At 52.5% G+C, this 24,191-nt stretch carries 20 protein-coding genes; 4 read left to right on the top strand and 16 right to left on the bottom strand.

What is annotated here, in order from left to right:
• Positions 1-242: hypothetical protein (locus A3848_RS32660; RefSeq protein ID WP_208619429.1), on the top strand; the 242-nt coding region annotated here is incomplete at its 5' end.
• A gap of 125 nt (positions 243-367) precedes the next feature.
• Here the strand turns inward: A3848_RS32660 and A3848_RS10650 are convergent.
• From A3848_RS10650 to A3848_RS10640, 3 genes are all read right to left on the bottom strand, one after another.
• Entirely contained in the window at positions 368-1,654 is a 1,287-nt protein-coding gene (locus A3848_RS10650) for an AAA family ATPase (protein WP_074084935.1), read from the bottom strand.
• A gap of 2 nt (positions 1,655-1,656) precedes the next feature.
• A complete protein-coding gene (locus A3848_RS10645; RefSeq protein ID WP_074084948.1) occupies positions 1,657-3,102 on the bottom strand; it encodes an RtcB family protein in 1,446 nt (481 codons plus the stop codon).
• Between the two features lie 361 nt (positions 3,103-3,463).
• Positions 3,464-3,733: a YqkE family protein gene (locus tag A3848_RS10640; protein ID WP_178381967.1), complete on the bottom strand. Its 270-nt coding sequence runs from the start codon at positions 3,731-3,733 to the stop codon at positions 3,464-3,466.
• A gap of 83 nt (positions 3,734-3,816) precedes the next feature.
• Here A3848_RS10640 and A3848_RS10635 point away from each other — a divergent pair, with 83 nt between their 5' ends.
• A complete protein-coding gene (locus tag A3848_RS10635) occupies positions 3,817-4,161 on the top strand; it encodes a winged helix-turn-helix transcriptional regulator (RefSeq protein ID WP_074084933.1) in 345 nt (114 codons plus the stop codon).
• A 39-nt stretch (positions 4,162-4,200) separates the two neighbouring features.
• Here A3848_RS10635 and A3848_RS10630 read toward each other — a convergent pair whose 3' ends face one another.
• From A3848_RS10630 to A3848_RS10620, 3 genes are all read right to left on the bottom strand, one after another.
• Positions 4,201-4,704 (bottom strand): GNAT family N-acetyltransferase, encoded by a 504-nt coding sequence (locus tag A3848_RS10630; protein WP_074084932.1) that lies wholly within the window; start codon positions 4,702-4,704, stop codon positions 4,201-4,203.
• Between the two features lie 30 nt (positions 4,705-4,734).
• Positions 4,735-5,577 (bottom strand): SDR family oxidoreductase, encoded by an 843-nt coding sequence (locus tag A3848_RS10625; RefSeq protein WP_074084931.1) that lies wholly within the window; start codon positions 5,575-5,577, stop codon positions 4,735-4,737.
• A gap of 215 nt (positions 5,578-5,792) precedes the next feature.
• On the bottom strand, positions 5,793-11,030 hold the full coding sequence (locus A3848_RS10620) for an S-layer homology domain-containing protein (protein WP_178381966.1): 5,238 nt from the start codon (positions 11,028-11,030) through the stop codon (positions 5,793-5,795).
• Positions 11,031-11,395: 365 nt separating this feature from the next.
• Between A3848_RS10620 and A3848_RS10615 the strand changes: the two genes are divergently transcribed.
• Positions 11,396-12,490: a M24 family metallopeptidase gene (locus tag A3848_RS10615; protein ID WP_074084929.1), complete on the top strand. Its 1,095-nt coding sequence runs from the start codon at positions 11,396-11,398 to the stop codon at positions 12,488-12,490.
• Positions 12,491-12,615: 125 nt separating this feature from the next.
• On the opposite strand, the gene A3848_RS10610 is transcribed toward A3848_RS10615, so the two are convergent.
• Positions 12,616-13,341 (bottom strand): queuosine precursor transporter, encoded by a 726-nt coding sequence (locus A3848_RS10610; RefSeq protein ID WP_074084928.1) that lies wholly within the window; start codon positions 13,339-13,341, stop codon positions 12,616-12,618.
• A 367-nt stretch (positions 13,342-13,708) separates the two neighbouring features.
• Here A3848_RS10610 and A3848_RS10605 point away from each other — a divergent pair, with 367 nt between their 5' ends.
• The gene (locus A3848_RS10605) at positions 13,709-15,397 is read left to right on the top strand and encodes a methyl-accepting chemotaxis protein (protein WP_074084927.1); all 1,689 of its coding nucleotides are present in this window, start codon (positions 13,709-13,711) and stop codon (positions 15,395-15,397) included.
• Positions 15,398-15,542: 145 nt separating this feature from the next.
• Here the strand turns inward: A3848_RS10605 and A3848_RS10600 are convergent, their stop codons facing one another.
• From A3848_RS10600 to A3848_RS31690, 9 genes are all read right to left on the bottom strand, one after another.
• Positions 15,543-15,869, bottom strand: a complete 327-nt coding sequence (locus A3848_RS10600) for a YnfA family protein (protein ID WP_074084926.1) — start codon at positions 15,867-15,869, stop codon at positions 15,543-15,545.
• A 2-nt stretch (positions 15,870-15,871) separates the two neighbouring features.
• Complete coding sequence (locus tag A3848_RS10595; protein WP_074084925.1) at positions 15,872-17,479, bottom strand: cobyric acid synthase; 1,608 nt, start codon at positions 17,477-17,479, stop codon at positions 15,872-15,874.
• A gap of 137 nt (positions 17,480-17,616) precedes the next feature.
• Complete coding sequence (cobS, locus tag A3848_RS10590) at positions 17,617-18,423, bottom strand: adenosylcobinamide-GDP ribazoletransferase (RefSeq protein ID WP_074084924.1); 807 nt, start codon at positions 18,421-18,423, stop codon at positions 17,617-17,619.
• Positions 18,420-18,968, bottom strand: a complete 549-nt coding sequence (cobU, locus tag A3848_RS10585) for a bifunctional adenosylcobinamide kinase/adenosylcobinamide-phosphate guanylyltransferase (RefSeq protein WP_074084923.1) — start codon at positions 18,966-18,968, stop codon at positions 18,420-18,422. The genes cobS and cobU overlap by 4 nt, the downstream gene beginning before the upstream one ends.
• Positions 18,965-20,026 carry a nicotinate-nucleotide--dimethylbenzimidazole phosphoribosyltransferase gene (gene cobT, locus A3848_RS10580; RefSeq protein WP_074084922.1) on the bottom strand — a complete coding sequence of 354 codons (1,062 nt, stop codon included), beginning with the start codon at positions 20,024-20,026 and terminating at the stop codon, positions 18,965-18,967. The genes cobU and cobT overlap by 4 nt, the downstream gene beginning before the upstream one ends.
• 152 nt (positions 20,027-20,178) lie before the next feature.
• Positions 20,179-21,384 (bottom strand): aminotransferase class I/II-fold pyridoxal phosphate-dependent enzyme, encoded by a 1,206-nt coding sequence (locus tag A3848_RS10575; RefSeq protein WP_074084921.1) that lies wholly within the window; start codon positions 21,382-21,384, stop codon positions 20,179-20,181.
• Positions 21,377-22,441 carry a D-alanine--D-alanine ligase gene (locus tag A3848_RS10570; protein WP_083612059.1) on the bottom strand — a complete coding sequence of 355 codons (1,065 nt, stop codon included), beginning with the start codon at positions 22,439-22,441 and terminating at the stop codon, positions 21,377-21,379. The genes A3848_RS10575 and A3848_RS10570 overlap by 8 nt, the downstream gene beginning before the upstream one ends.
• Before the next feature lie 15 nt (positions 22,442-22,456).
• The gene (pdxR, locus tag A3848_RS10565) at positions 22,457-23,917 is read right to left on the bottom strand and encodes a MocR-like pyridoxine biosynthesis transcription factor PdxR (RefSeq protein WP_074084920.1); all 1,461 of its coding nucleotides are present in this window, start codon (positions 23,915-23,917) and stop codon (positions 22,457-22,459) included.
• Positions 23,866-24,165 carry a hypothetical protein gene (locus A3848_RS31690; RefSeq protein WP_143192378.1) on the bottom strand — a complete coding sequence of 100 codons (300 nt, stop codon included), beginning with the start codon at positions 24,163-24,165 and terminating at the stop codon, positions 23,866-23,868. The genes pdxR and A3848_RS31690 overlap by 52 nt, the downstream gene beginning before the upstream one ends.
• Positions 24,166-24,191 lie beyond the last annotated feature (26 nt).

The raw sequence follows: 24,191 nt of genomic DNA, 5'->3' as shown, positions 1-24,191 counted from the left end.
ACGTCGATGAGTCTTGCAGGTCATTTCCCTTTGTGTGTTTTCCTGTAAGATATACGATTTCGTATAGGTTTCCCCGTTTTTACGGCGGGTCACCCAGCATCGCCGCCACCTCTGGTTCACTGCATTCCGGGCTGGACTTTGCCTGCAGGCCCTTCGGATTCTTCCTTACGGAAGACACCCTGCCCTTCCGGCAACCTTCGGTTGCCGGAAGTCTGCTTCGGCTACGGCACTTTAAAGGGTAAAGTCACCGGGTGGATTTGAACCACCTAGATAGTGCGACTGTGAGGCGCACGCAAAAAGGGAGCCCTCCGGCTCCCCTACGCTGCAATACAGCTTATCTGCAAATGCAATAATGAAAATTACTGTTTTAATAAAATCCGATAGTCGACGCAGCGTCCTTCATCCATTCCCGCTTGCGGCCTTTATCTAGCTCGCCGCGCATCCCCCGGACAAGGGCCTCGACATCGGCCCGCCCGTTCTCGTGCCATTCCAGTGCGGCGCTGACATACAGCTCACCGAGCTGGGTCAGTGAGAAATCCGCCGTCAGGCGCGCTGCGGTGGCCACTCCCTCTTCACCGGCAAACGCCGTGAAGCCGCGCAGCTTCAGATACTCCATCCGCAGCTCCTCGTCCGGCATTCGGATCTCATAGGCCCGGTCGAAGCGCCCGGCGCGGTTCATGAGTCCGGGATCTATTTTCTCCGGATAGTTGGTGGTCCCGATTAGAAAAACCCCTTCCTTGGAGGTGGCCCCGTCCAGCGTATTCAGGAAAAAGGATCTGACCTCCTGCGGCATCGAATCGATATCCTCGATCACCAGCACCATAGGCGCCAGCCGGGCTGCGGCTTCGAACACCTCATTCACCGATTCACTGCTGGTGTATTCGGTAATCTGCCAATAGACGACCGGACCAGGCACGCTTCCTGCAATAGATTTGACCAGCGTGGTCTTCCCGTTCCCCGGATGTCCGTACAGCAGAATCCCTCTTTTGTAAGGAATGTCATAGGTTACATAAAAGCTGCGGTCCGAATCAAAAAACTGGTCAAGCGAACGGAAAATTTCTTTTTTGATTCCCGCTTCCAGCACCACATCCTCACGCCCGACAGAACGTGTAATCGGTTCATCCTCACGGAAGATTCCATTGCGTCTGTCGGTGTACACCGTCACCTTATTGATATTCTGTTCCCGCTGCCGCTTGCGCACATTGCCGAGAAAAAACTGCAGCTGCCCGTCGGAGGCAGCAAACACATAGTCCTGGAAGTTGATGCCGTTCTCCTGAAATACAGGGACCCGTGCAAGGGCCACGCCCATATCCGGATAGGCCAACACGTTATTGCGAATCGACAAGTGGATACTGTATTCCGGCTGCTCCTTGTCATCGTCATATACAAATGTCCGGTCCTCCAGGCGGTCAAAAATCCGCGCCACATGCTCCACGCCGGGATTGCCGCTCTGCACATCATTCTCCAGCAGCTTCCAGTATTCACTGTTGGGGTCGTCACTGGCATATAGCTCATAACGGACACCATAACGGGTGTGCAGAGCCTCAAGAATACCGTCCACCAGACGTGCGTAGGCATCGTAGCCCTTGATCATACCAGCAGTATTTTCGTCGTATTTATAAATTACAGTATGCTTCGTGTTCTCCTTCTCCATGGTTACTTGGTCCCCTTTATCGCTGCGAGCGGCTTGCATTTGGCTACGACTGCAGCCAGCCCGGCGCCCGTAACGCTCTCTATTATCTCATCTACATTCTTATAGGCTTGAGGCGATTCGTCAATGATAGATTCCAGGGAATGCTGATTAACCACAATCTCATCCTCTTTGCCTACTCTCATCGACTTGGAAAAATCATGAACCGACACCAGCCGCTTCGTTGCAGATCGTGAACGGATCCGTCCGGCACCATGACAGATGGAATAATAATTCTCTTCCCCTCCCGGGAGACCGACCATGATATACGAGGCCGTACCCATGGAGCCCGGAATCAGCGCCGGATGGCCGGTAGCCGCATACGGCCGTGGGTTATCCGAGTGTCCGGCCGGCAGCGCGCGGGTTGCCCCTTTGCGGTGGACGAATTTGGACCCCGAAGCGGTCTGTTCCTGCCAGGCATAGTTGTGCATCAGGTCGTAAAGAGTCCGCAGCTCACATTTGGGTCCGAACACTTCGCGGAACCCCTCGCGGACCGCGTAGCCGATCAGATGGCGGTTCACCACTGCATAGTTCAGCGCTGAGTACATCAGATTGACGTAGCGCTGGGCCTGAGGATGTGCCAGCGGTGCATAGATCAGGCGCGGATCGGCACTGCCGAGACCCAGTTGGCCCATCACTTTGGCGAAGGCCGGTGTGCAGAACTGGTTGACGATCCCTCCCCAGGCCCGGGAGCCCGAGTGGATCATTACGACGATCTGGCCGTCATGCAACCCCCAAGCTTCAGCCAATTCACGCTGCTCCTCCGCAACTTCAATCGACTGGATCTCCACAAAGTGGTTGCCCCCGCCCAGGGTTCCGAGCTGGCGGTGTCCCCGGTGCCAGGCCATGTCGGGAAGCTCATTCAGAATCTCCTCGTCAAACGTGAGCTTGCTGATCTCAACATGCGACAAAGCGCTCGACTTCTTCGGGGTATAGCTGTCCGGCACATATTTGTTTGGCAGCCCATGAATCCCTTTGCGAACAATGTTCTCCAGCCGGATATCACTGTAAGTCCCCCTCTGCTGCTGCTCCATCGGTAAATATTTCTCAATGGCGCGCACCAGCTTCCGGCGTAGCTTCACTTCACGGAGATCATCCTTATGCAATGTCGTCAGATGCACGCGCATGCCGCAGCCGATATCACTGCCCACAATGGAGGGAGACACATACCCTTCAGCGGCATCCCATACTGCCGTAGTGCCAATGCAGGTTCCGACGCCTACATGCACATCCGGGGTGTAGCTCATATATTCGATATTGGGAATTTGCAGATTGTTGTTCGCCATCTCAAGCACTTTGTAATCCAGTGTGGCAAACAGCTGCTCACTGGCATATACCTTCAGGTCGCCGCCCGGCAGGGCAAGCTCATGTTTATAACGGGGCGTATCATTGCCCGCAAGTTGCATGTTCATATTCATAATTGTTGTTCAATTCCCTTCAAAGTGTAAGCTATTAATGTGTGGAGCAAATAAAATGGGTACGCAAAAAGAGCCGCAGATCATCATTCTGATCCACGGCTCTTCGCAGAGTTTCCGTATATAGCACCCTGCCAAAGGTTCATTACAGTATGCCAGTCGCACCTGTCCTGTGTAAATTCAGCAGAACAGGCCGGTGCACATCATGTTTCCCGGACGGGGCCGATGAGATCAGATCTTCTATATGCGGTTATAAGCTGTGTATTTCCAATCATGACTCATCGACCTCCCTTTAATTTGATAAACCCAATATAAACGCACGTTCCGGTTCATGTCAATCCTTTTACTGGAAAAATGTTTATTTAAATTTGTGCCAATCCTGGCTGCTGTTCTCCAGCAAATGGGCAAAATCATTCTCCAGACGCTTCTGCTCCGCCTTGCGCTGGTCCTCCACCGCCTTACGGGCAGCTTCTTTTTTGTCGTTCTCTTCGGCCTTAAGGGCATCACCCTGCGCCTTCAGCTTCTCCAGCACATCGCTGCTCAGCAGATCCTTCAGAGTTGCCGGAGCCTCCGGAGCTGCGGGGCGCGGTGTATGGGCTGGCTTTTTCTTTTTTGCCACTTCAATCATCCTTTCGGGGAAACGCTTTATACTTCAAATTTGTTTTAGTTAAAGGTCTTTTCGTTTATAATGTTAATTAAGAGGTGAGCCTTATGAAATCTACAGACTTGTGTCCACGGTTACAAAAAAGCATGGATATCATCGGCAGACGTTGGACGGGCTTAATCATCTACCAGCTTCTACAGGGACCCCAGCGGTTTAGTGTTATCGAAGCCTCTCTGCCGGTCAGCGGCCGGTTGCTCTCAGAGCGGCTCAAGGAACTTGAACAAGAAGGTATTGTCCTCCGTGAGGTGTTTCCTGAGACACCTGTTCGAATCCAGTACTCTTTGACAGACAAAGGCCGGGCGCTGGAATCGGTTATTCGGGATCTTCAGCAATGGTCAGATTCATGGATTACCGCCGAAGAGTGCCAGTCTGAATCTGTCCGTCCGCATTAAGCCAGAACACGGGAATGATACCGGAGAAGCTGACATTCCTCACAGTTTACGGCCGATAATCACCAGGTCACGCAGAATGCCGTCCATCTCAGCAACACCGGGCAGCAGGCCCCACTGTTCAAAACCGAATTTCCGCAGCAGCGACAGGCTTGGCTCATTATGGCCAAACACAAAGCCGACCAGATTCTGCAGGCCAAGACGCGGGCACTCCTCCAGAGCCTTGGCCAGCAGCAGGCTACCTGCCCCTGTGCCGCGGAATTTTTCATTTACATAGACGCTGATTTCCGCAGTACCGTTATAGGCCGGACGGCCGTAAAAAGACTGGAAACTAAACCAGGCGGCGATTTCACCGTCTTTTTTGAGCACCCAGAGCGGCCTGTGATGACTGTTATGCTCCTGGAACCACTTCTCTCTGTCCTGAATGCTCACCGGTTCCAGATCAGCAGTCACCATCCTTCCCGCAACAGTTGAGTTATAAATATCTACTATAGCCGCTAAATCCCCAGCCACTGCATCTTCAATCCTGTAATTCTGCGCTGCCATTGATCCATTCCTCCTGCAAATATATGAATTTCAAACGTGCCCGGTCTGATCCAGACTCCACTGCCACAATTGTGCTGCGGCTGCAGCATCCCGCGCTCTGGGGGACAGCTCCTGAACCTTACGGCGGTAATAATACTCTCCGCTTACTTCCCCCAGCTCCGGCGCTGTTGCCAGCCAAATGGCTGTATCTGCTCCCTGCTCCGGCGTCAAAAAGAAATGAGACAGCAGCTTCAGGACCGAGCGTCCAAAGCCAGTCTCCCGGTTCACCCCGATGCTTGTTCCAACCGCACCTGGATGCACGGCGTTCACCGTGACCCTTGTCCCCTGCAGCCGTGAAGCCAGCTCCCGGGTGAACAAAATATTGGCCAGCTTGGAACGGGCGTAAGCCTTCGCCGGATTATAGCCGCGCGAGAGAGTATGATCATCCAGATGAAGTTTGCCGATTTTATAGGCTCCTGAGGCAACCACTACAATCCGGCCCTGCTCTGCCGCAGCCAGCGGCTCCAGCAACAGATTGGTCAGCAGAAAGTGGCCCAGATGGTTCACACCAAAATCCATTTCATACCCGTCTGCCGTGAGCTGTCTCTTGACTGTAACCACACCTGCGTTATTAATCAGCACATCAAGCACGGGATAGCCGGCCTTGAATTCCTCCGTAAACGCGCTGATGCTCTTGAACGAGGCCAGATCGCACAGCATCAGCCTGATATGATCGGACCCGCTTTGCCGCTTCACTACTGCCAGCGCTTCTTCTCCCCGCTGGCGGCTGCGGCAGGCCATAATGACCGCCGCTCCCCGCCGGGCCATTTCAATGCTTGTCGCCAGTCCCATACCGGAGTTGCCTCCGGTGACCAGCACCGTCTTCCCTAGCATGGGCAAGTCCCCTCTCCTCCAGGTGGATACGGCTCCGCCGTTCTTTTTTGGACGGCATCCGCTTCGGCCTGGCCTTTACAAAGCACATGATTTAAGATTATGTTACATCATATCAGGGGATGAAGAAAAGCTCTAATACACAAATAGGCTGGCCTGCCCGTAGAATGTTAATCTGCGTGCAGGCCAGCCTTTAGTTTATGATAGGACAGTTTACTCTACTTAAGTTGATAAAGTCTGTAGATCAGTGCTGCTGCTTCTGCTTTGGTTGCCGTTTGTGCTGGACGGAAGGTACCGTCTTCAAAGCCCCCAAAGAGCTTGCTGCTCTTGGTCAGAGCTACACCTGCAGCTGCCCACTTGGCAATTTTACCGTTATCGGTAAAGGCTGCATTTACATTCCCTGGATCGGAAACGTTCTTAGCCCCGTTATAGAGAGTAAGAGCACGTGCCAGCATTGTGGCCATTTCCTGGCGGGAAATGGTCGCCTTAGGGTCAAAAACCGAAGCAGATTTGCCTGTAATGATTCCTGCTGCATAAGCAGCGGCGATTTCATTATAACCGGCGCTTCCGGCAGCGAGATCTTTGAATGGCAGAGTCAGCCCTGTGCCATCCAGACCATAGGCTTTGGAAATCCAGGCAGCAAACTGTGCGCGGTTTACCTTATCCGAAGGATTAAACTTGGCCGTCTGCTCCACAATCCCCTTAGTTAACAGGTAATTGATTTCTTTCACAGCCCAATGATTTTCAGCTACATCCGTAAATGCACCTTTTCCCAGCATTACGGTATAACGGCTGAAGTGACCTCTTAGCGCAGTCACGGTTTGTGTAACCGGATCAAACTTACCGCCAACCGCTTCCCAGGTCAGGCTGGTCTCATTCAGCACATACACTGTGAGTTTTTCAAGGCTGGCTGCCGAGTATTTGGATGTGTCAATTGCAGATACGTCGAAGGACACGTTGATCGGCTTCTCGAAGCTTTTGACTGCCTTATCTCCTACCTTTGCGCTGAATTCCATCACAGGCAGGGTAGCCAGCGGTTCCGCCTGGCTAGGCTTGCCGATTACAGCATTCTCCACAACTTCAGCTGCAAGGGTAATCTTCTCCCCGGCTTTCACTGTACCGAATGTATCCGGCTCAATGGTAAATGCTGTTTTTCCCATCTGTAGCTTGAGTCCATCAATACCATTGTTCTGTATCATCGTCAGAATCTCCGATGGGAGCGAAGTGTTCAGCTTATTCACACCTTCACCAACCGGAGGGATCTCTACGGTCAAGGAAACTTTGAGTTCACTGGCCAGACCCGCACCGAGCTTGGCGTTCAGGTCCTCTGATACAGCAGCCAGAGCTTTTTTTGAGGCTTCAATCTGCTTGCTGACCAATCCTTCTGTCAATTGAGAGGAGACAGAGTTTCCCTCCACCGTTACGTATTCCTTGGCGATCGTTACTTCACCAGCTTTGTTCAGGGCCGCTTGGCTGGAAGACACTATGCCATTCTTGATTTTCAGGATATCGGCCGCAGCGACCCCCTGTGCGTTATTCAAGACTGCTGCTGCATTCTGAATCAGTGACTGTGCAAAAGCAACTGCCTTCTCACCGGTTTCCAGATGATTCAGCACATAAGGAGCGCTGCTTACCAGATCATTGACTGAGCTGACAATCTTCAGCTTCTCTGCCGGATCTTGAATCGTTGCGAGTAATTGGGCAGCGCTGTCCAAGGCTTGGGACAAGCTCTTGCTGTTCTGCTCAGCCCCTTGAGCCGTTGTCACGGATTTGAGCGAATTAGCAATACTGCTTAGTGCGCTTTGAGCTGCGGCTGCCCGCTCTGCCGGTGTCCCTGTCACATTTTTGATCAGTTCCTGAAGCTTGGTGTTCTGTTCATTTACGCTTACATTCGGCGCTTGGGTTGGTACAGGAGTTGTTACTGTACCGCCACCTGTGCCACCGCCTGTACCACCACCTGTACCACTACCAGTGCCGCTGCCAGGATTATTTCCGTTTCCTGGTGTGCTGCCACCGTTCTCTAAATCTTCACCTGGAGGAGTGGTTCCCGGATCAACTATTGTGCCCGCTTTCGTTTCCAGTACGATTTTCTTGTTAAGGGTGTAAGTTTTTCCGTCAATAGTAACATTCGCTTTCACTACATAGCTTCCGTCTTTCAACACTACGGAAGCATTCAATGGATAGCTTAACGAACTTCCTTCATACAGCTTGTTCCCCGCTTCATCCTCAATGGTGTAAGAAGATGCTTCCGGATTAATCGTGGTGTGACCGCTGGATGAACCATAGCTTGTAACCAGAATTCTTGGTTTGGACAGTTGGCTTATTGCGTTACCTGCTGTATCAACCAATCCGATATTCAGCGAGTTATAGGCACTGCTGCGAACCAATTTCCCATTCTTCAGACCCACTATATCCAGTCCGGCAATAGCGCCGGGACTCAGCTCGTTGAAGGTTCCCGCTTTGAGTGTATCTCCTGAAAGGTGGATATTATATTGATACTCCAGACTACCGATCATCTGATCCAGATTCACAATCACTTCGCCGGGTGTCAGTTGAACCTGTGTAGCGTCATAAGCATAACCCCTAAGCTTCGATTGATCTGCTGTGATGTAATCCACCGTGTAGATGCTTCCTGATTCCGGTGCAACGACCGTAGCCAGATCACTGGCAGAATCCGTATACAGCCATGTGTTATCCCCTTTGGTGACTACTACATTATCACGATAAATGAAAGTGTCTCTGCTGGTATGAGCTAATACACTGTAAGTTCCCTCTGTAGCATAGAAGTAGTTCTGATCACTGCTGTTGCTGTCGATTACATAAGGAACATAATCCACTCCTGACAATCCTTTACGGATAAGAGATAATTCCTCCATATACTCTGTAAGCTTGACTTTACTTACCTCTTGAAGAGGATCTCTGGCATCCAGCACCAGTGAATATTCCTTGCCTGGATTGGTTTGCACAGAACCGTACATATAATACCCGTATTTGGACTCTACTCCCATATTGCTGCGGTTGTAGCGCATAAAGTCTACACCGACTACCGAAGGTGCCTCTACAATAAGAAAAGCCTGCTGGTCATCAATGTTGATATACTCAGTCTGTTGAATATATGTGCCGTCGCTTTTCTTGATTCTAGCCTGCACATAGGCATAATCCAGCGGCACTCCGCCGGCATATTCCCCCTCCGGCTTATCGAGTCCCCGGACCCGTATTACGGATTGCGTTTTCGGATCAATTACAGCTACCGATACCGTTTTGGACAAGTAATCCGATTTTTGGAAGAAGAACTCTCCAAGATAGGAGCTTTCGCTTGCAGGCAGTGTGAATTGCCCCTCTGCATCAGTGATTCCTATTTCCTTTCCATAACGAGTAATTTTCACACCTGGAAGAGCCTTACCAACAGCCCCTGTTACATGTTCACGTACAGTGAAGGTAACCTTCCCGGCTTGATCCACGGTTAGATAAGGTTTATTCACCAAGTCGACCAGCTTACCAGCCTTATCGCGGACTTCCACTTCCAGTTCCTGCTTAGACAAGACTTTCAGGTCGGCTTCAGCAAGAACTTCACCCTTCACATATCCCCCATTCTGATAGAAGTAAGGGACAAATTGGACTTTATAGTCTCCGGACTTCACAGGTTTCCATTCCCGTTTGTTCACACGCTGGAGATAGCCATCCTTTTCTTCCGTAGTCCAATAGAGCGAATTCTCTTCAACGATAGCTCCGGCTGCATCCAGAATCTGAATTCTGTAGTTGCCGTTCAGATCCACAACATTCTGATTCTCGTCAGTCATAACCACCCGCGTCTCCAGGTTTTCACCCAGAACGATCTGGTTGCGGACTTCGTCCTGAGCATAATAATTGGAGCCCAGCACATTCAGAATAATTTGCGATTTGTAGCTGCTTCCAGCCTTAAGGGAATACTCTTTCTCTACCGGCGTGAAAAAGGATTTCAGAACAACCTGATTCGTATAGCTGCTGCTGCCATTATTTCCGATTGTTGTTGTCGCAGTCAGACGGTGAATTTCTTCCCCTTTGTGAACATACACGGTTGAATCCGCTGAAGGCACTGTTACGCTGGCCTGGTTGAAGTTCAATTTGGCATTTAAAAAGGATACCTTGATCTGACCTTGACCTTGTCCCCGATCCGGGACCTGGAGCTTCAGTGCACTGAAGTCCTCAGACTTGGCTGCATACTCTATGGTACTAACCGGTTCACCCGGCTTTATCTGATGATGCAACACAACTCTGCTGTCCGTTCCCGGAATAGCGGCAACGGCTGTGACATCGTATTCGATGTCTTTCTTAACGTATAATACATTTGCAGTTATATCCTGAGAGATGTTGGAGCTGCTGAGCTGTTTATAGTGATTATTCGCTGTAACAGAGACGGATTTCACCTCTAATGGCGCTCCATCCCAAGAGTACTTCAGGTTCAGGCGGCTATAGTCACTGCCATTCTGGATAATGGCAAGATGACTTCCGTCTACGGCGGAGTACAGCGCCGATTGGCTCGTATGGAACATATACATTTCATTGTTTGCGGATTTAATGAGTGTTTTGAAATCACCTGTTATACCGGCTGTTTTTAGAACCAGCACATCTAGTCCAGAAACACCAATTCTTTGAACAACACCGTTTGGCCAGCTAGAATTGTCATAGTTCTGGCGCATCAGATTACCATCAGCATCAAGATAACGGATAGCAGCTGTATATGTCCCTGCCTCCTGCTTATCCGTAATATACACTGGTGTGGCCTCATAGTTATCCGTTCCTGATTTGACAGAAAGGATCAGGACAGAGTTCACTAATGGGAAATCTGCTTTGCCCACCAGTTCGATCTGACCTAGGGAATTGGTAACAAAGCCATTAGAATACTTAGCATACGCCGATACTCCAATTCTCTCATTTACCAGCGGCACCCCATTGCTCATAAACGAGATTCTGATGCTTTTATCATCACTGCGAACTTCCCCTGCAGCGGCTTCCACGTATGTATCCGAGTCTTTGGCCATATGTTCTACGACCACTTTAATTTTTGTTGAAGCAGGGATTGTTATGCTCTGGGGATCTGTAACGACTACCCCCGACTTTCCCTGGTACTCTGCCCGCAGAGTGTATTCCTCTCCTGCATTCAGCCCCTCAAAGGCAATGTTGGAATAATAGACAGAGTAAACCGAGTCTGCTGCAGACATATGCTCGATCTGGTATTTCGACCTCGATTGACTGGCTACTTCATTCCCTTCCTTAAGAAGGGAGAATTTCACCGTATTTAGCGTCGTATAATCACCGTAGGTTACATCCAGTACGCTGTTGACGGAGATTTTTTGCTTCCCGTTCAGCATTTTTTCCGAGGTTACCACCCCCGCCTTCAAAGATGCCGCCGATACCTCCAGCACACTTAGAAAAGATAAAAGTAAAACTAAAACCAGTGAAACCGTAGTTCTCAACCTTTTTGAATACATAGATGTCTCCCTTTTCCCCATGATAGTATCCTACCCATGACTACTCCCCCAGCAGAATTGTCATAATTAGATAGACCTAGTGGAAATCCTACCCAACGGCCTATTAGATGTCAATCTATTCCTGTATTAAAATCTCGCATTTTATCGTAAAAAAAGATAATTTGTCACATTCCCCCAATAAACCCAAGATAGAGATAGGACTAAAGTTGTGCATTTCACGAACATGTAAGAAATACATGATTATCCGTTTCCCGTTCAATAACCAGCGTCACTGCACGTGCACCCTGACGAGTTATGATCTATAATGAGAACGTTGATTTTAACGTGAATCCGAAAGGGGAACTAATGAAATGAATAAGGCTCTATCCACTTTGGAGCAGGGAATGGCTGGCGGGAGCCTGGATGCGCTGCTCGTCACCGATCCGAAGCATGTGTACTATTTGACCGGATTTGCCAGCAATCCTCATGAGCGTTTTCTGGGACTGCTGCTGATCCGCGGCGAGGAGCCGGTGCTGATCGTTCCCGCACTCGATGCCGAAGCCGCTTCTGCTGCCTCCTCAGTGACCAAGATTCTGACACACAGCGACACGGATAATCCGTATGAGCTGCTGAAATCATGTTTTGCAGGCTTGAGGCCCGGAACGCTGGGCATCGAGAAGGAGCACTTCACCGTGAGCCGTTATGAACAACTGGCAGAAGCGGTTCCTGCGGATGTTTTCCGTGATATCGGCCCTATCCTGCGGGCGATGCGCGCGAAGAAAACCCCGGAGGAAGTCAGCCGCATGAAGCATGCCGCCGAGCTGGTGGAGGAGGTACTCCGTCAAGGCCTCACTCATGTCAAAGCCGGAGTCAGCGAAATCGAGCTGGTGGCCGAGCTGGACTATCTGATGAAAAAGGTTGGCGCTTCCGGCCCTTCCTTCGATACGATGGTCCTCTCCGGTCCGAATACCGCACTGCCCCACGGTGTGCCTGGCAGCCGGGTCATTCAGCCGGGTGACTTCCTGATGTTCGACCTCGGCGTATACGCCGCAGGCTATGCCTCCGATATCACCCGCACCTATGCCGTTGAAGAGGCAAATCCCAAGCTGGTTGAAATCTACAACACGGTTCTGGCTGCCAATGAAGCCGGTATTGCTGCTTCGCGGGCCGGAGCGACCTTCGGTTCGGTGGACCGCGCGGCCCGTGAAGTGATCGAAGCCGCAGGCTACGGCGAGTATTTCATGCACCGGGTCGGACATGGCCTCGGGATGGACACACATGAATATCCTTCACTGCACGGAATGAATGGGGATTTCATCGACATCGGCAATGTCTTCACTGTAGAGCCAGGTATTTATGTAGCGGGTCTGGGAGGCGTCCGGATTGAAGATGATGTCTGGATTACACCAGAGGGTCCCAAGACGCTGACGACTATGCCGAAAGAGCTGACGGTGCTGCATTTATAGATTTATAGCGTAAATCCTTACATTAATAAAAAAGCAGCAAACCAGCTCCTCCCGGAGTGGTTTGCTGCTTTTTTTGATGCAATGATAAGGCACCCTCTGTGGTGCGGCGATTCTTCTCCCAGGCTTCAGGAAGCGCTGCGTGAATCTGCCGCCGGTTGAGCAGGCAACTCGTCCTCTGCAAATTTGAAGGAACGGGCAATGTACAGAATTGGTGTTCCGGCACCGGTAAGCAGAAATTTCACGATATACGTGGTCAGCAGAATTTCTGTCCATACCCGCAGATCATAAGTTCCGGCAAAGGCAATGGTGCAGAAAATTAGTGTATCAACAAAAGAACTGACCATCGTACTGCCGTTGGAGCGGATCCAGAGCTGTCTTGAACTGCTGTAATATTTGCGAATCCAGGCATACAGCCGGACATCAAGAAACTGGCTGATAAAATAAGCGGTTAGGCTTCCCGCCGCGAGACGCGGCATCAGACCAAAGATGATCTCGAGCGAATGTTGGGCGAAATCCGTCTCCTGGGGCTCGAACCACAGCACCATCTGCATGATTACCGTAGTCATCAGCAATGTAAAAAAACCAAACCACACCGCATTCCGCGCCTCGGCTCTTCCATATTTCTCATTCAACAGGTCATTGGTCATATAGAGTGTGACATACATCGTGTTGCCCAGTGTCATCACAATATCGAAGGGCAAGGCAATCGTCTTGGCGACCTGAATGTTGGCGATGACAGTAGCCACACCGACCCAGGCATACAGGCCTTTTTTGCCAAAAAGCCGGTAGCAAAGCAGATAGAAACCAAAATTGACAACTACGAACAACATTCCCCACAACAAATTAAACACGAATCTATTATTCCTCCTAGTTTTGGTTACGCGGGATGGTTACGAACCGCGGCGTTCTTTTTTTGAGAACAAAACATTTCTACTCTACCACAATCAAAGCTAACATGCTATGAAATATAAATTCATTTTTTTCATAAAACAGCCAAAGTATTCGATAAATATACATAAATTTTCTGAAAATTCTTCATCATTAAGCAATTTTTCACTATTCAACCTGAGGTTAATTCTATAGAATAGTTATCAATCACATTCCCGGAAAAGATAGCTTCATATATGACCCTACCTACGGAATATATTGCTGCTTGCCTGCCCGAAAAGCATTGGCATGGGATAGAAGGATGTAATTGAAGGAAAAGGAGAGAATGAAATGTTTCAAGTCAAGAAATCCATTGGCCGTAGATTTACGTTTTTGCTGTTCATTGTTCTGTTGCTGTCATCTGCTTTATTAAGTACCAGCTATTATTTCATATCTATCAATACCTTTGACAGTTATGTGATCCCGCAGATTGACAAGATTCTGACCAGTTCCGCGCAGGACATCTATAAAAATATGAATGCGACATATGCCCAGCAGACTCTGAACAAAAACGAACAATCAATGACAACGATTGAATTTTATTTTCAGGATAAACGAAAACAGCATGGCTTGGAAACCATCTTTCTCATCGATTTGAAGGAAGGCAAAGCTACTGTATTAACTGCAGATCATGGAGCGAAGCTGCAGCCGGATGAGAGCATTGAGGTACAACCCGCCATGGAGCAGGCGACCAAGGGAAAAGCCGGACTTAGTGAAATATACAGTGATAGTCACGGAATACATAAGACCGCGTATGTCGGGGTTCCCGGCACTACAATGGTCATCGGAGCAAGTTCAGATGTTGCTTTTATCCAGAATAAAATGAACAGTATCCTTTGGGTTAGTGCAGGAATCACGTTGGGTGTGCTGATCGTTGGTGTGGGCGCTGCGCTGCTTATGACTCGCAGAATCACACGTCCGATCACACAGCTTGCAGTCTACAGCACGAAGCTGGCCAGCGGGGACTTCACCCAGCATCTGGAGATTAAAGGCAACGATGAAGTAGGCCAGCTGGCCGAGAGCTTCCGGACCATGAGCGAGAGGCTGAGAGAGATGATTGGACAGGTTCTGGATACCTCCAGCATTGTGGTCGCGGATTCCAATGTCTTGAAGGAACGCACTGACATTCTGAACGGGATGGCTGAGGAATCCGCCCTGTCTGTTGTGGAAATCGGCAAAGGCAGCACGGCCATTGCCGGCAGCGCGCAGGATAATTCCCGGGCGATGGACGAGATCAATATCGGCATCCAGCATATTGCTTCAGCCGCAGGTGAAGTTACCGAACAGATCATTGAGGCTTCCCAAGAGGCCTCGGGCGGCAATGACATCGCTCAGAGCGCTGTGGATCAGATGCGCCATGTGGCAGAGGCTTCGGTGAAGTCGCTGGAGCAGTTCCGCATCATGAATGAGCGTTCTATGCAGATCGGTGAAGTAGTCCAGGGAATTACAGAGATCACCAAGCAGATTCAAATGCTCTCGCTGAATGCTTCCATTGAAGCCGCACGGGCGGGTGAACACGGCCGCGGTTTTGCAGTGGTTGCCGGAGAGGTCCGCAAGCTGTCCGAGCAATCCAAAGAATCGAATGAACAAATCCGTGAGTTCCTGCTTAGCCTACAGGAGGATATGAGCCGTTCGGTGGAAGAAATGAATCATGTGAATGCTGAGGTGGCTTCGGGTGTGGGCAAAGTGTCTGAGGCCGGAAATGCTTTTAGCCACTTGCTGATTCTTATTCAGAGCATCAACCACAGCGTTCAGTCCGTATCTGCCGCTACACAGCAAATTTCGGCAGGCACCGAGGAGGTTAGTGCCTCCGTGGAAGAAACAGCCCAGATCACTTCCAAGTCACAGCAAAATGCCGACACGCTTGCTGCCAACTCCGAGCAGCAGCATCAGGAGCTTGAAGTTCATGCAGAGACTGTAGAGCATTTGTACCAGCAGGCCGTGAAGCTGCAGGAAGCGGTGCAGCAGTTCAAAATTTAGTCCGGCGGAGATTGTGATAATCGCCGAAGAAGCATACAGCAACGGGTGCCGTCCTATGAAGGAACGGCACCCGTTGCTGTTTTTGTGTGCATGTGGTGCGGCCTTGAGTCCCGGCACACTGGTGAGCACTCACGCTTGCTGCCGGTCAATGTCTGGGAGCCCAAAGAATGACGGCCACTCCGATTACACAAATGCCGGCACCGATCCAGTCGTAGAGATCTGGTGTTTTTTTATCCACCAGCCAGCCCCATAGCACGGCCAGCACGATGAATACCCCGCCATAGGCTGCATAGACTCTGCCGAAGGAAGGAAACTTCTGCAGGGTAGGAATAATGCCGTATGCTACGAGAATCAGCGCTCCAACTCCTCCATACCAGAGCGGACGCGATTCGCGCAGCCACAGCCAGACCAGATACCCGCCGCCAATTTCGGCCAGACCGGCAACGATAAAGAGAAGAATCGCTATGGCCATGGTTACCTCCCTGTTTGAGTTAACCCCATGATCTCATAGACTGCTGCCATGTCAAGGTTCGCACGCACGCTATCCGCCAGCCGGTCAAACTCCTGTTCACGCAGCGCTGCTGCCGAGAAGGTCTGCGCAAGCGGTATCAGCCCTTTGGAGAGTCTCAGACCATCAAGCCAGGCTCTGCGTAAGCCGTCATTGTGGAACAATCCATGCAGATAGGTTCCCCAGACCTGGCCCTCCGGTGTTCCCCAACCTTCGAGCTGCGTACTCCCTTCCGGTCCCTTCAGCAGAAAGAGGCTTCTGACCAAAGAGGGATCATGGTTCACAGTGGTTCCCATATGAATTTCATACCCTTCAATAGAGAGTTCCGTTACCGATCCGGGAGGCGTTCCGCCTAAGAGCAGCGGATGGTTCTGAGCCAGTACACCGCTGGCACGGACCGTAGTCTTCTGCTGGAGAAAAGAAGTGGACAGTGGTAAAAGCCCAAGCCCTTCTCTTTCACCCGGTTCTGAACTTTCTACCGCATGCGGGTCATACAGCTTCAGGCCCAGCATCTGATACCCTCCGCAGATGCCAACAAGCTGTCTGGTCCCCTGGTTCATTGCGGCTGCGATAGCTTCCGGGAAACCCTGTTCCCGCAGATAATCCAAATCGGCACCTGTGTTCTTAGTCCCCGGCAGGATGATGGCATCCGGCGTGCCCAGCTCATCAGCGGCTGCCACATAGCGCACAGCAGCATCCGGCTCGTCCTCCAGAGGATCAAAATCGGTGAAGTTGGAGATTCTCGGGTAGCGGATGATGGCGATATCCAGCTCTTTGCCCTTCATCGCCCGCAACCGTCCAGTCGTTCCTTCCAGAACCACGGAATCCTCAGCTTCGATCCGCAATTGAGGCAGAAATGGCAGAACTCCCAGAACCGGTATGCCTGTCCGCTGCTCCAGCCAATCGAGCCCAGGCTGCAGCAGCGACAGATCGCCGCGGAATTTATTGATAATGAAGCCTTTGACACGAGCCCGCTCATGCGGCTCCAGCAGCTCCAAGGTACCGACCAGAAAAGCAAACACACCGCCCCTGTCTATGTCGGCCACCAGTAGCACCGGAGCATCCGCCCATCCCGCAAGGTTCATATTGACGATGTCCCTCGCCTTTAGGTTGATCTCAGCCGGGCTGCCTGCACCCTCCATCAATACGACATCATAAGAGCTCCGCAGCCGTCCAAGCGCATCCATCACCGTGCTTTTGGCTTCCGGCAGGAATTTCTCCCGGTATTCGCGGGCGCTCAGCGCTGCATGCGGCACGCCGTGCACTACAATCTGCGCACTCATCTCGCCGGAGGGCTTCAACAGAATCGGATTCATATCGGTGGTCGCGGTAGTGCCGAATGCTTCAGCCTGCATGCCCTGGGCACGGCCGATTTCCTTGCCGTCCACAGTGACGTAGGAATTCAACGCCATATTCTGCGATTTGAAAGGCGCTGTCCGGTATCCGTCCCGGGTCATAATCCGCCCAATAGCGGCGGTAACCAGACTTTTCCCGACATCCGAAGCTGTTCCCTGGATCATCAGCACAGCCGCAGGCTGTGGCTTCATACGTGTAGTTACTGCTTGATCTTCCATTGCCAAGCCTCCTTGCTATTATTCTGCTGCCGGAGAAATATAAGGATGATTGTTAGCGTGAAACATATAAATGCTTATATTCTTAAAATAAGCCGGCACACAGGCCGGCTATGATAAGCGTTCTAAGGCTCGGCGCGCTACAGGTTATGCTGTAACAGCACCAGAAGCAGCAGGAGCAGCGCCTCCAGCAGCTCGTTCAGTGCGCCGTACACATCGCCGGTGAGCCCGCCGAGCCGGCTGCTGATCCGCCGGGCCGCAAGCGTGCCGCAGGCCAGCGCCAGAGCCGGCGCAAGGATGGCCGCCGCCAGCAGCTGCGGCCAGGCGCTGTCCGCGCCGAGCGCCAGAGGCGCGGCGGCTGCGGCCAGCGAGAGCAGCGCTGCCAGCAGCAGCGTGCGCCGCTCCTGCCGGGCAGGCAGCCCCTTGAAGCTGGCGGCCAGCCCTTCATTGCCGCGGGCGAGCGGGTAGCGGGCCATAGCCCGCACCATGTACCAGCGGCCCCAGACCGGCGGCAGCAGGAGCAGCGGCAGCTCCGCCCAGGAGCCGCCTTCGATGAATGCCGCTAGCAGCGAGGCCTTCAGCAGCAGAAGCAGCACGCAGGCCAGCACCCCCATGGCCCCTACGCGGCTGTCCTTCATGATCTCCAGCATTCGCTCACGTGTACGGTAGCTGAGGAGCGCATCCGCACTATCCATCCAGCCGTCCAGATGCAGGCCGCCGGTCAGCCCCACCCACAGAATGAGGGTGATCACAGCGGCCGGCCAGGCAGGCAGCAGCCAGGCCGCGATGCCTGCACCCAGCGCTGCACTCAGTCCGATAGCTGCGCCAACCAGCGGGTAATAGACCACACTGCGCTGCAGCAAATCGCGGGAGAAATCTCCGCCACCCTTGACCGGGAACCGCGAAAGAAACTGAAATGCGGCGGCAGCATCCCCACGTACGCTCATAACAGATACTCCCTGCTTTTCAGCTCTATCGGAATGCCGGCAGTGACCAGAAAGACCTGCTTACTGCTCCGGGCCAGCAGCGCATTCATGCGTCCGGCCAGATCCCGATACAGCCGGCCAAGCGCATATTCCGGCACAATGCTGTCCCCCACCTCATTCGTCACCAGCACCAGTGTACCCTGAAAAGACGATACACTGTGCTCCAAGCGGGCGATTTCCCGCTCCACCCGTTCCTGTCTGTCCTCCTGATCCTCCACGGCCAGCAACACATTAGTGAGCCATAGTGTCAGGCAATCCACAAGCACCGCCTTTCCGCCGGAGAGACGGTCCAGAAGCGCTGGCAGAGCATGCGGCTCCTCCAGCGTCTCCCAGGCACTGCCATTCGCTTCGCGAAGCTTGCGGTGCAGGGTAATTCTTGCCTTCATTTCTTCATCAAAGGCTTGTCCGGTAGCTACATATACGGCCTGATCCGCCAGGGAGAGCGTCAGCCGTTCGGCGAAGCCGCTTTTTCCGCTCCGCGCTCCTCCGGTTACAAGGATGCTCATTTTCCCTCAGCCCCGGAAACTCCGGCGCTCTCAAAGGTAGCCATCTCCGTCATGATGCGGCTGACCGCGTCAATCAGGTGAAGGCTAAGCACGCCTCCCGTTCCTTCGCCCAGACGCAGCCCCAAATCAAGCAGTGCTTCCAGTCCCAGGCGCTCCAGCATCAGCTTATGGCCCTGCTCATTCGACACATGGGAAGCAATCATATACGCTGTGGATTCAGGCGCAATGGCCTTCGCCACAAGTGCAGCGGCACCGGAGATGAATCCGTCCAGAATGACGGGTACGCGGAGTGCAGCGGCTCCAAGAATGAGCCCGGCCAGACCAGCGATCTCAAGTCCGCCTACCTTGGCAAGCACATCCAGCGGATCTGCCGGGTTTGGAGAATTCACGCGCAGTGCACGCGCTACGACTTCAATTTTATGCAGCAGCCGTTCATTATCAATCCCTGTTCCGCGGCCCACAGCAACCTCCGGCAAGATGCCCTCCAGAGCGCACAGAATGGCGGCACTGGCCGTTGTATTACCGATGCCCATTTCACCGGTGATAAAAATCTCCGTTCCGTTCTTAACTGCTTCCCGGGCAACATTTACACCGACAAGTACAGCCTGAAGAGCCTCTTCCCGGCTCATGGCTGGTCCTGCTGCCATATTGCCCGTTCCCGGCCGCACCTTGCGGTTGATCAGTTCCGGATGCTCAAGCTCCGCATTGATTCCGATATCCACGAACTGCACGCTTGCTCCCGCCTGACGGGCCAGGACATTGACCGCCGCCCCACCGGTGAGAAAATTATAGGCCATCTGCACAGTAACTTCCTGCGGAAAAGCACTAATCCCCTCACAGCAGACGCCGTGGTCGGCAGCCATTACAACAACGGTGCGTGTGCCGTAACTGGGCTGAGCCTTCTTCGAGATGCCGGCCAGCCGGACAGCCAGCGCTTCCAGGCGTCCGAGGCTTCCCGGCGGCTTGGTCAGACTGTTCAGGCGAATCGCTGCCTGCAGTTCGGCTTGTTCATCCGGCGGAGCAATCCGTCCCGTTACTTCTTCAATTGCTGAAATCATCATTATAGCCTCCTGTTTGTTCTTGCATTGAAATTAGAAGGGCCCCCTTCTCTGAAGAAGTGGGCCCTCTGCTGCGGATCGCCAGCTATTCCGTCCCTATTACTCCCTATTTCTTCCTTATGGATTATAGGGGATAGAGATTAATCTTACAATTACATTTTTACCTTCATAAAACCTTCCATCCGTTCAAGCGCTTCGGTCAGCTTCGCTGTGGAAGCGGCATAGGAACAGCGGAGATGACCTTCACCGCCCATACCGAATACGTGTCCCGGCACAGCTGCAACCCCTGCTTCCCGCAGCAGGCGAAGCGCAAATTCTTCTGATGTCATTCCGGTATGTTTAATAGAGGGAAAGGCATAAAAAGCCCCTTGCGGCTCATGGCAATGCAGCCCGATGGATCTGAGTCCTTCAACAAACAGAGAACGGCGTTGCCGGAAGCATTCTTTCATTGTATTCTTGTCCGGCAATCCGTGGCGCAGCGATTCGATCGCGGCAATCTGGCCCAGAACAGGCGCGCACATCGCCGTATACTGATGGATTTTCAGCATTGCAGACAGCAGCTCCCGGTTCCCGCAGGCATAACCGACCCGCCAGCCGGTCATGGCAAAAGCTTTGGAGAAACCGCTGATTACGATCGTCCGCTCCTTCATGCCGGGAAGCGAAGCAATGCTGACATGTCTGCTGTCATAGGTCAGCTCGGCATAGATTTCATCCGAAAGTACGATCAGATTATGGGCCTTTACGATTTCTGCAATCGGAAGCCAATCCTCATAAGACATTACTGCCCCTGTTGGGTTATTCGGGAAGTTCACCATCAGCAGCTTGGAACGCGGGGTAATGGCTCTGAGCAGCGCCTCGGCGGTAAGCTTGAAGCCCTGCTCCACAGTAGCCTCCACTTCCACCAATGTTCCCCCGTTCAAATAGGCGATCGGCGAATAGGCGATGTAACTGGGCGAAGGAATGATTACCTCATCACCCGGCGCGGTGAAGGCACGCAGCGCCAGATCAAGGGCTTCACTGCTGCCCACCGTTACCAGCACCTCCTCCAGAGGCTGATAGGACAGTCCGAAGCTTTCCTGCTGATAGCGGGCAATCTCCTCCCGCAGCTCTGGCAGACCGGCATTCGGGGTATAACTCGTCTCTCCCCGCTCCAGGGCACGGATACAGGCAGCTCTGATATGCTCAGGGGTAGTGAAATCCGGTTCGCCTACACCCAGTGATATAATCTCGTTGTTACCCGCACTGAGATCAAAAAAAGCACGGATGCCCGAAGGCACTATCTCCCGTACACGCGGTGCAATCAGTTCGCTCAGCAGGGCGCTGTGATCCTGTTGCTGAAACCGTTTGTGTTTATCCATAGTGGACAGCCCCCTGCCGCACAGTCTGCAGTGCCTGCGTGTCCCGCAAACTCTGAGCGTCCTGCTTATTTTCGTTGCCGTCTTCTCCCTGTGCGCGCCGGACTCCCGGTATGCCTGCTGCGCCTGAAACCTCCGGCCCCGCCGCGATCCCCCGTCGCTCTGCAAGCGAGCCGGAGATAATCTCATCCAGCAGCCCGCTGAAGGTATATCCGGCAGCAAGCGCACTTCTTGGCAGCAGGCTCGTTTCGGTCATGCCCGGCAATGTGTTTACCTCAAGCACATAAGGAATGCCGTCCTTTAGCAGCATATCCACCCGCGCATATACCGTACACTTCAGCGCCTGATAGCAGGTCAAAGCCGCCGCACGCACCTGTTCATCAAGCTCTTCTGGCAGCTGAATGACCTGTTCCTCCGCACCGCCCAACTCATATTTGGCACTGTAATCGAACCAATCCGCTCCCAGTGAGCGGATGCCGATAACGGGCAGCATCTTTCCTCCGAGAATGGGACAGGTGATTTCCTGACCCTCGGTATATTCTTCGATCAGCACCGAACGGTCAGCGGCAAAAGCCTTCTCTACTGCGCTCCGCAGCTCCGCACGGCTGTTCACCTTTGTCATGCCGATGCTGGAGCCGCCTGAATTTGGTTTTACCATTACAGGATATCCGAGCTTCTCTACAGCTTCCGGCACGAAATCCTCCATACGGTCCAAGCAGATCCAGGCGGGCGTATGCACCCCTTGGCTGCGGAGAATGGTCTTGGACAGTGCTTTATCCATGCACAGGCTGCTTGACAGCACACCGCTGCCGGAATACGGAATACCCAGCGTTTCCAGCGTCCCTTGTACGGTTCCGTCCTCGCCGTAGGCTCCATGGAGGGCAAGCAGCGCGAAATCCAGATCTTTTACCGCATCAACCAGCTCTTCCCGCGAAGAAATGACTACCGGGACGCCTTCATATTTATTGCGGTCCAGATGCTTCAGCATTTCTCTGCCCGTATTCAGCGACACCTCATATTCCGAGGATACCCCGCCCATAATTACGCCTACTTTTCTCATTCCCTTAACCCCTCTTCATCCCAGTAGTTGCCGTGCAGTGCTGCCAATAATTTCAACGCCCTTCCGGATATCCCCGTCAGCCACTCTGGAGAACCCCAGCCGCAGTGTGTTCTGCCCTTGCCCATTCGTATAGAATATATCTCCCGCTGTAAAAATAACCCCTTGCTCCCGGCATGCCGTAAGCAGCTCCCTCGTGCTGAAGCCCTCGGCAAACGTTATAAAAAGATGCAAGCCCCCATCCCCGGTGAGAGATGCATACGGAATATGCTCCTGGCAGCAGGCCAGGGTCAGCTCGTATTTGCGCTTATATTCCGCTCTCGCCCGTTTCAGGTATTTCTCCAGATTGCCGCCCAGCAGATATTGATACAGAATCGATTGATCCAGTGTTGAGGTATGAATGCTTCGCGCTCTTTTGACGCTTTCCAGGTAATAGATCAGCTCCTGATCCGCAAGCACCCAGCCCACACGCAGTCCGGGAAAAAGCACCTTGGAGAAGCTTCCCAGATAGATCACGCTATTCCCGCCGCCCGCTGCTGCGATCAGAGGAGCCACGTGGGAACCCGAATACCGGAGTTCCTCGTTAAAACCATCCTCGATCACCGGTACCTTGTACTCCGTCATCAGCTTCATCAGCCGCTGTCTTTTCTCGGGAGACATGACGATGCCCGTTGGATTGTGGTAGGAGGGAACCAAATATGCACAATCATACTCACGCGCCTCAAGCGCCCGCTTCAGCTCACCCAGATGGATGCCGTCCCGCTCCATAGGCACACCCGCAATCTCAAAACCGTGCAGCTTCATATTCTTAATCGCCGTGTGATGCGTCGGATTCTCGCAAAGCACCGCCCCAGCCTTGCGGCCAAGCGCGGACAATACCACATCAAACCCTTCCGTAAATCCGTTCGTAATCAGAATGTCCTTGCCCCGCGTATTCACACCCTTGTGCTCCATATATTGCAGCAAATAGTCTATTAAAGGCTTATACCCCTTGGCATAGCCATAGTTCAGCAGAACATTGCCTTCTACCGCCATGCGCTCCATAAATGCCCGCTTCACATTGTCCAGATCGAACAGGCTCTCATCAGGCGCGATGCTGGTAAAAGAAATCGTACCCTTCGCCGCGCGTATTCCGCGCTTCATAATATCCAGTTCCTCGGCCAGCCTGGCCTGGCTGCTCAGCCGCTCTTTCCAGTCCACCGTCCAAGCAGAATCTCCAGGACTTCCGGCTTGATCAGCCGCTGCTTGTGATACATAGCTGCCCTGGCCCTGCACCGCATAGGTAAAGCCATCATCCGCAAGTGCCTCGTAGGCGGAAATGACCGAATTGCGGCTGACACCCAGCAGTGTGCTGAGCTCGCGTGTGGACGGCAGCTTTTGGTCACCCTGGAGGGCGCCTCTGAGGATCAGCTGCTTCATGTAATCTTTTACTTGAATGAATACCGGCCGGCCGGCAATGAGCCTGAAATCCTTGAACATGCTTCCATCGCCCCCATAGCTATCATGGCACAGTCCTCTTCGTAAAAAAAGAACCACGGCCCGGAATTTTCTTCCGGCCGTGGTTCTTTGGCTGTAGAAGCTGAAAAGGCCCGGTACCCAGGGCGATCGCTTACAGCCTTTTTTGGAAATACAAATCCCCTATTTACTAGGTAGATAGCTTTGGTGAATTTATCCACTTCATTCTGCTGAGAGACCACCACGGAGAGGCTTAACGGGAAAAAATCCATATCATTCCCCCAGATAGCGCTGGATG

Source organism: Paenibacillus sp. P32E (assembly GCF_001909085.1).
In the GTDB taxonomy this organism is placed as follows: Bacteria; Bacillota; Bacilli; order Paenibacillales; family Paenibacillaceae; genus Paenibacillus_AQ; species Paenibacillus_AQ helianthi.
The sequence above is the reverse complement of the archived record's forward strand: the minus strand, read 5'-3'. Positions and strand labels throughout refer to the sequence as shown.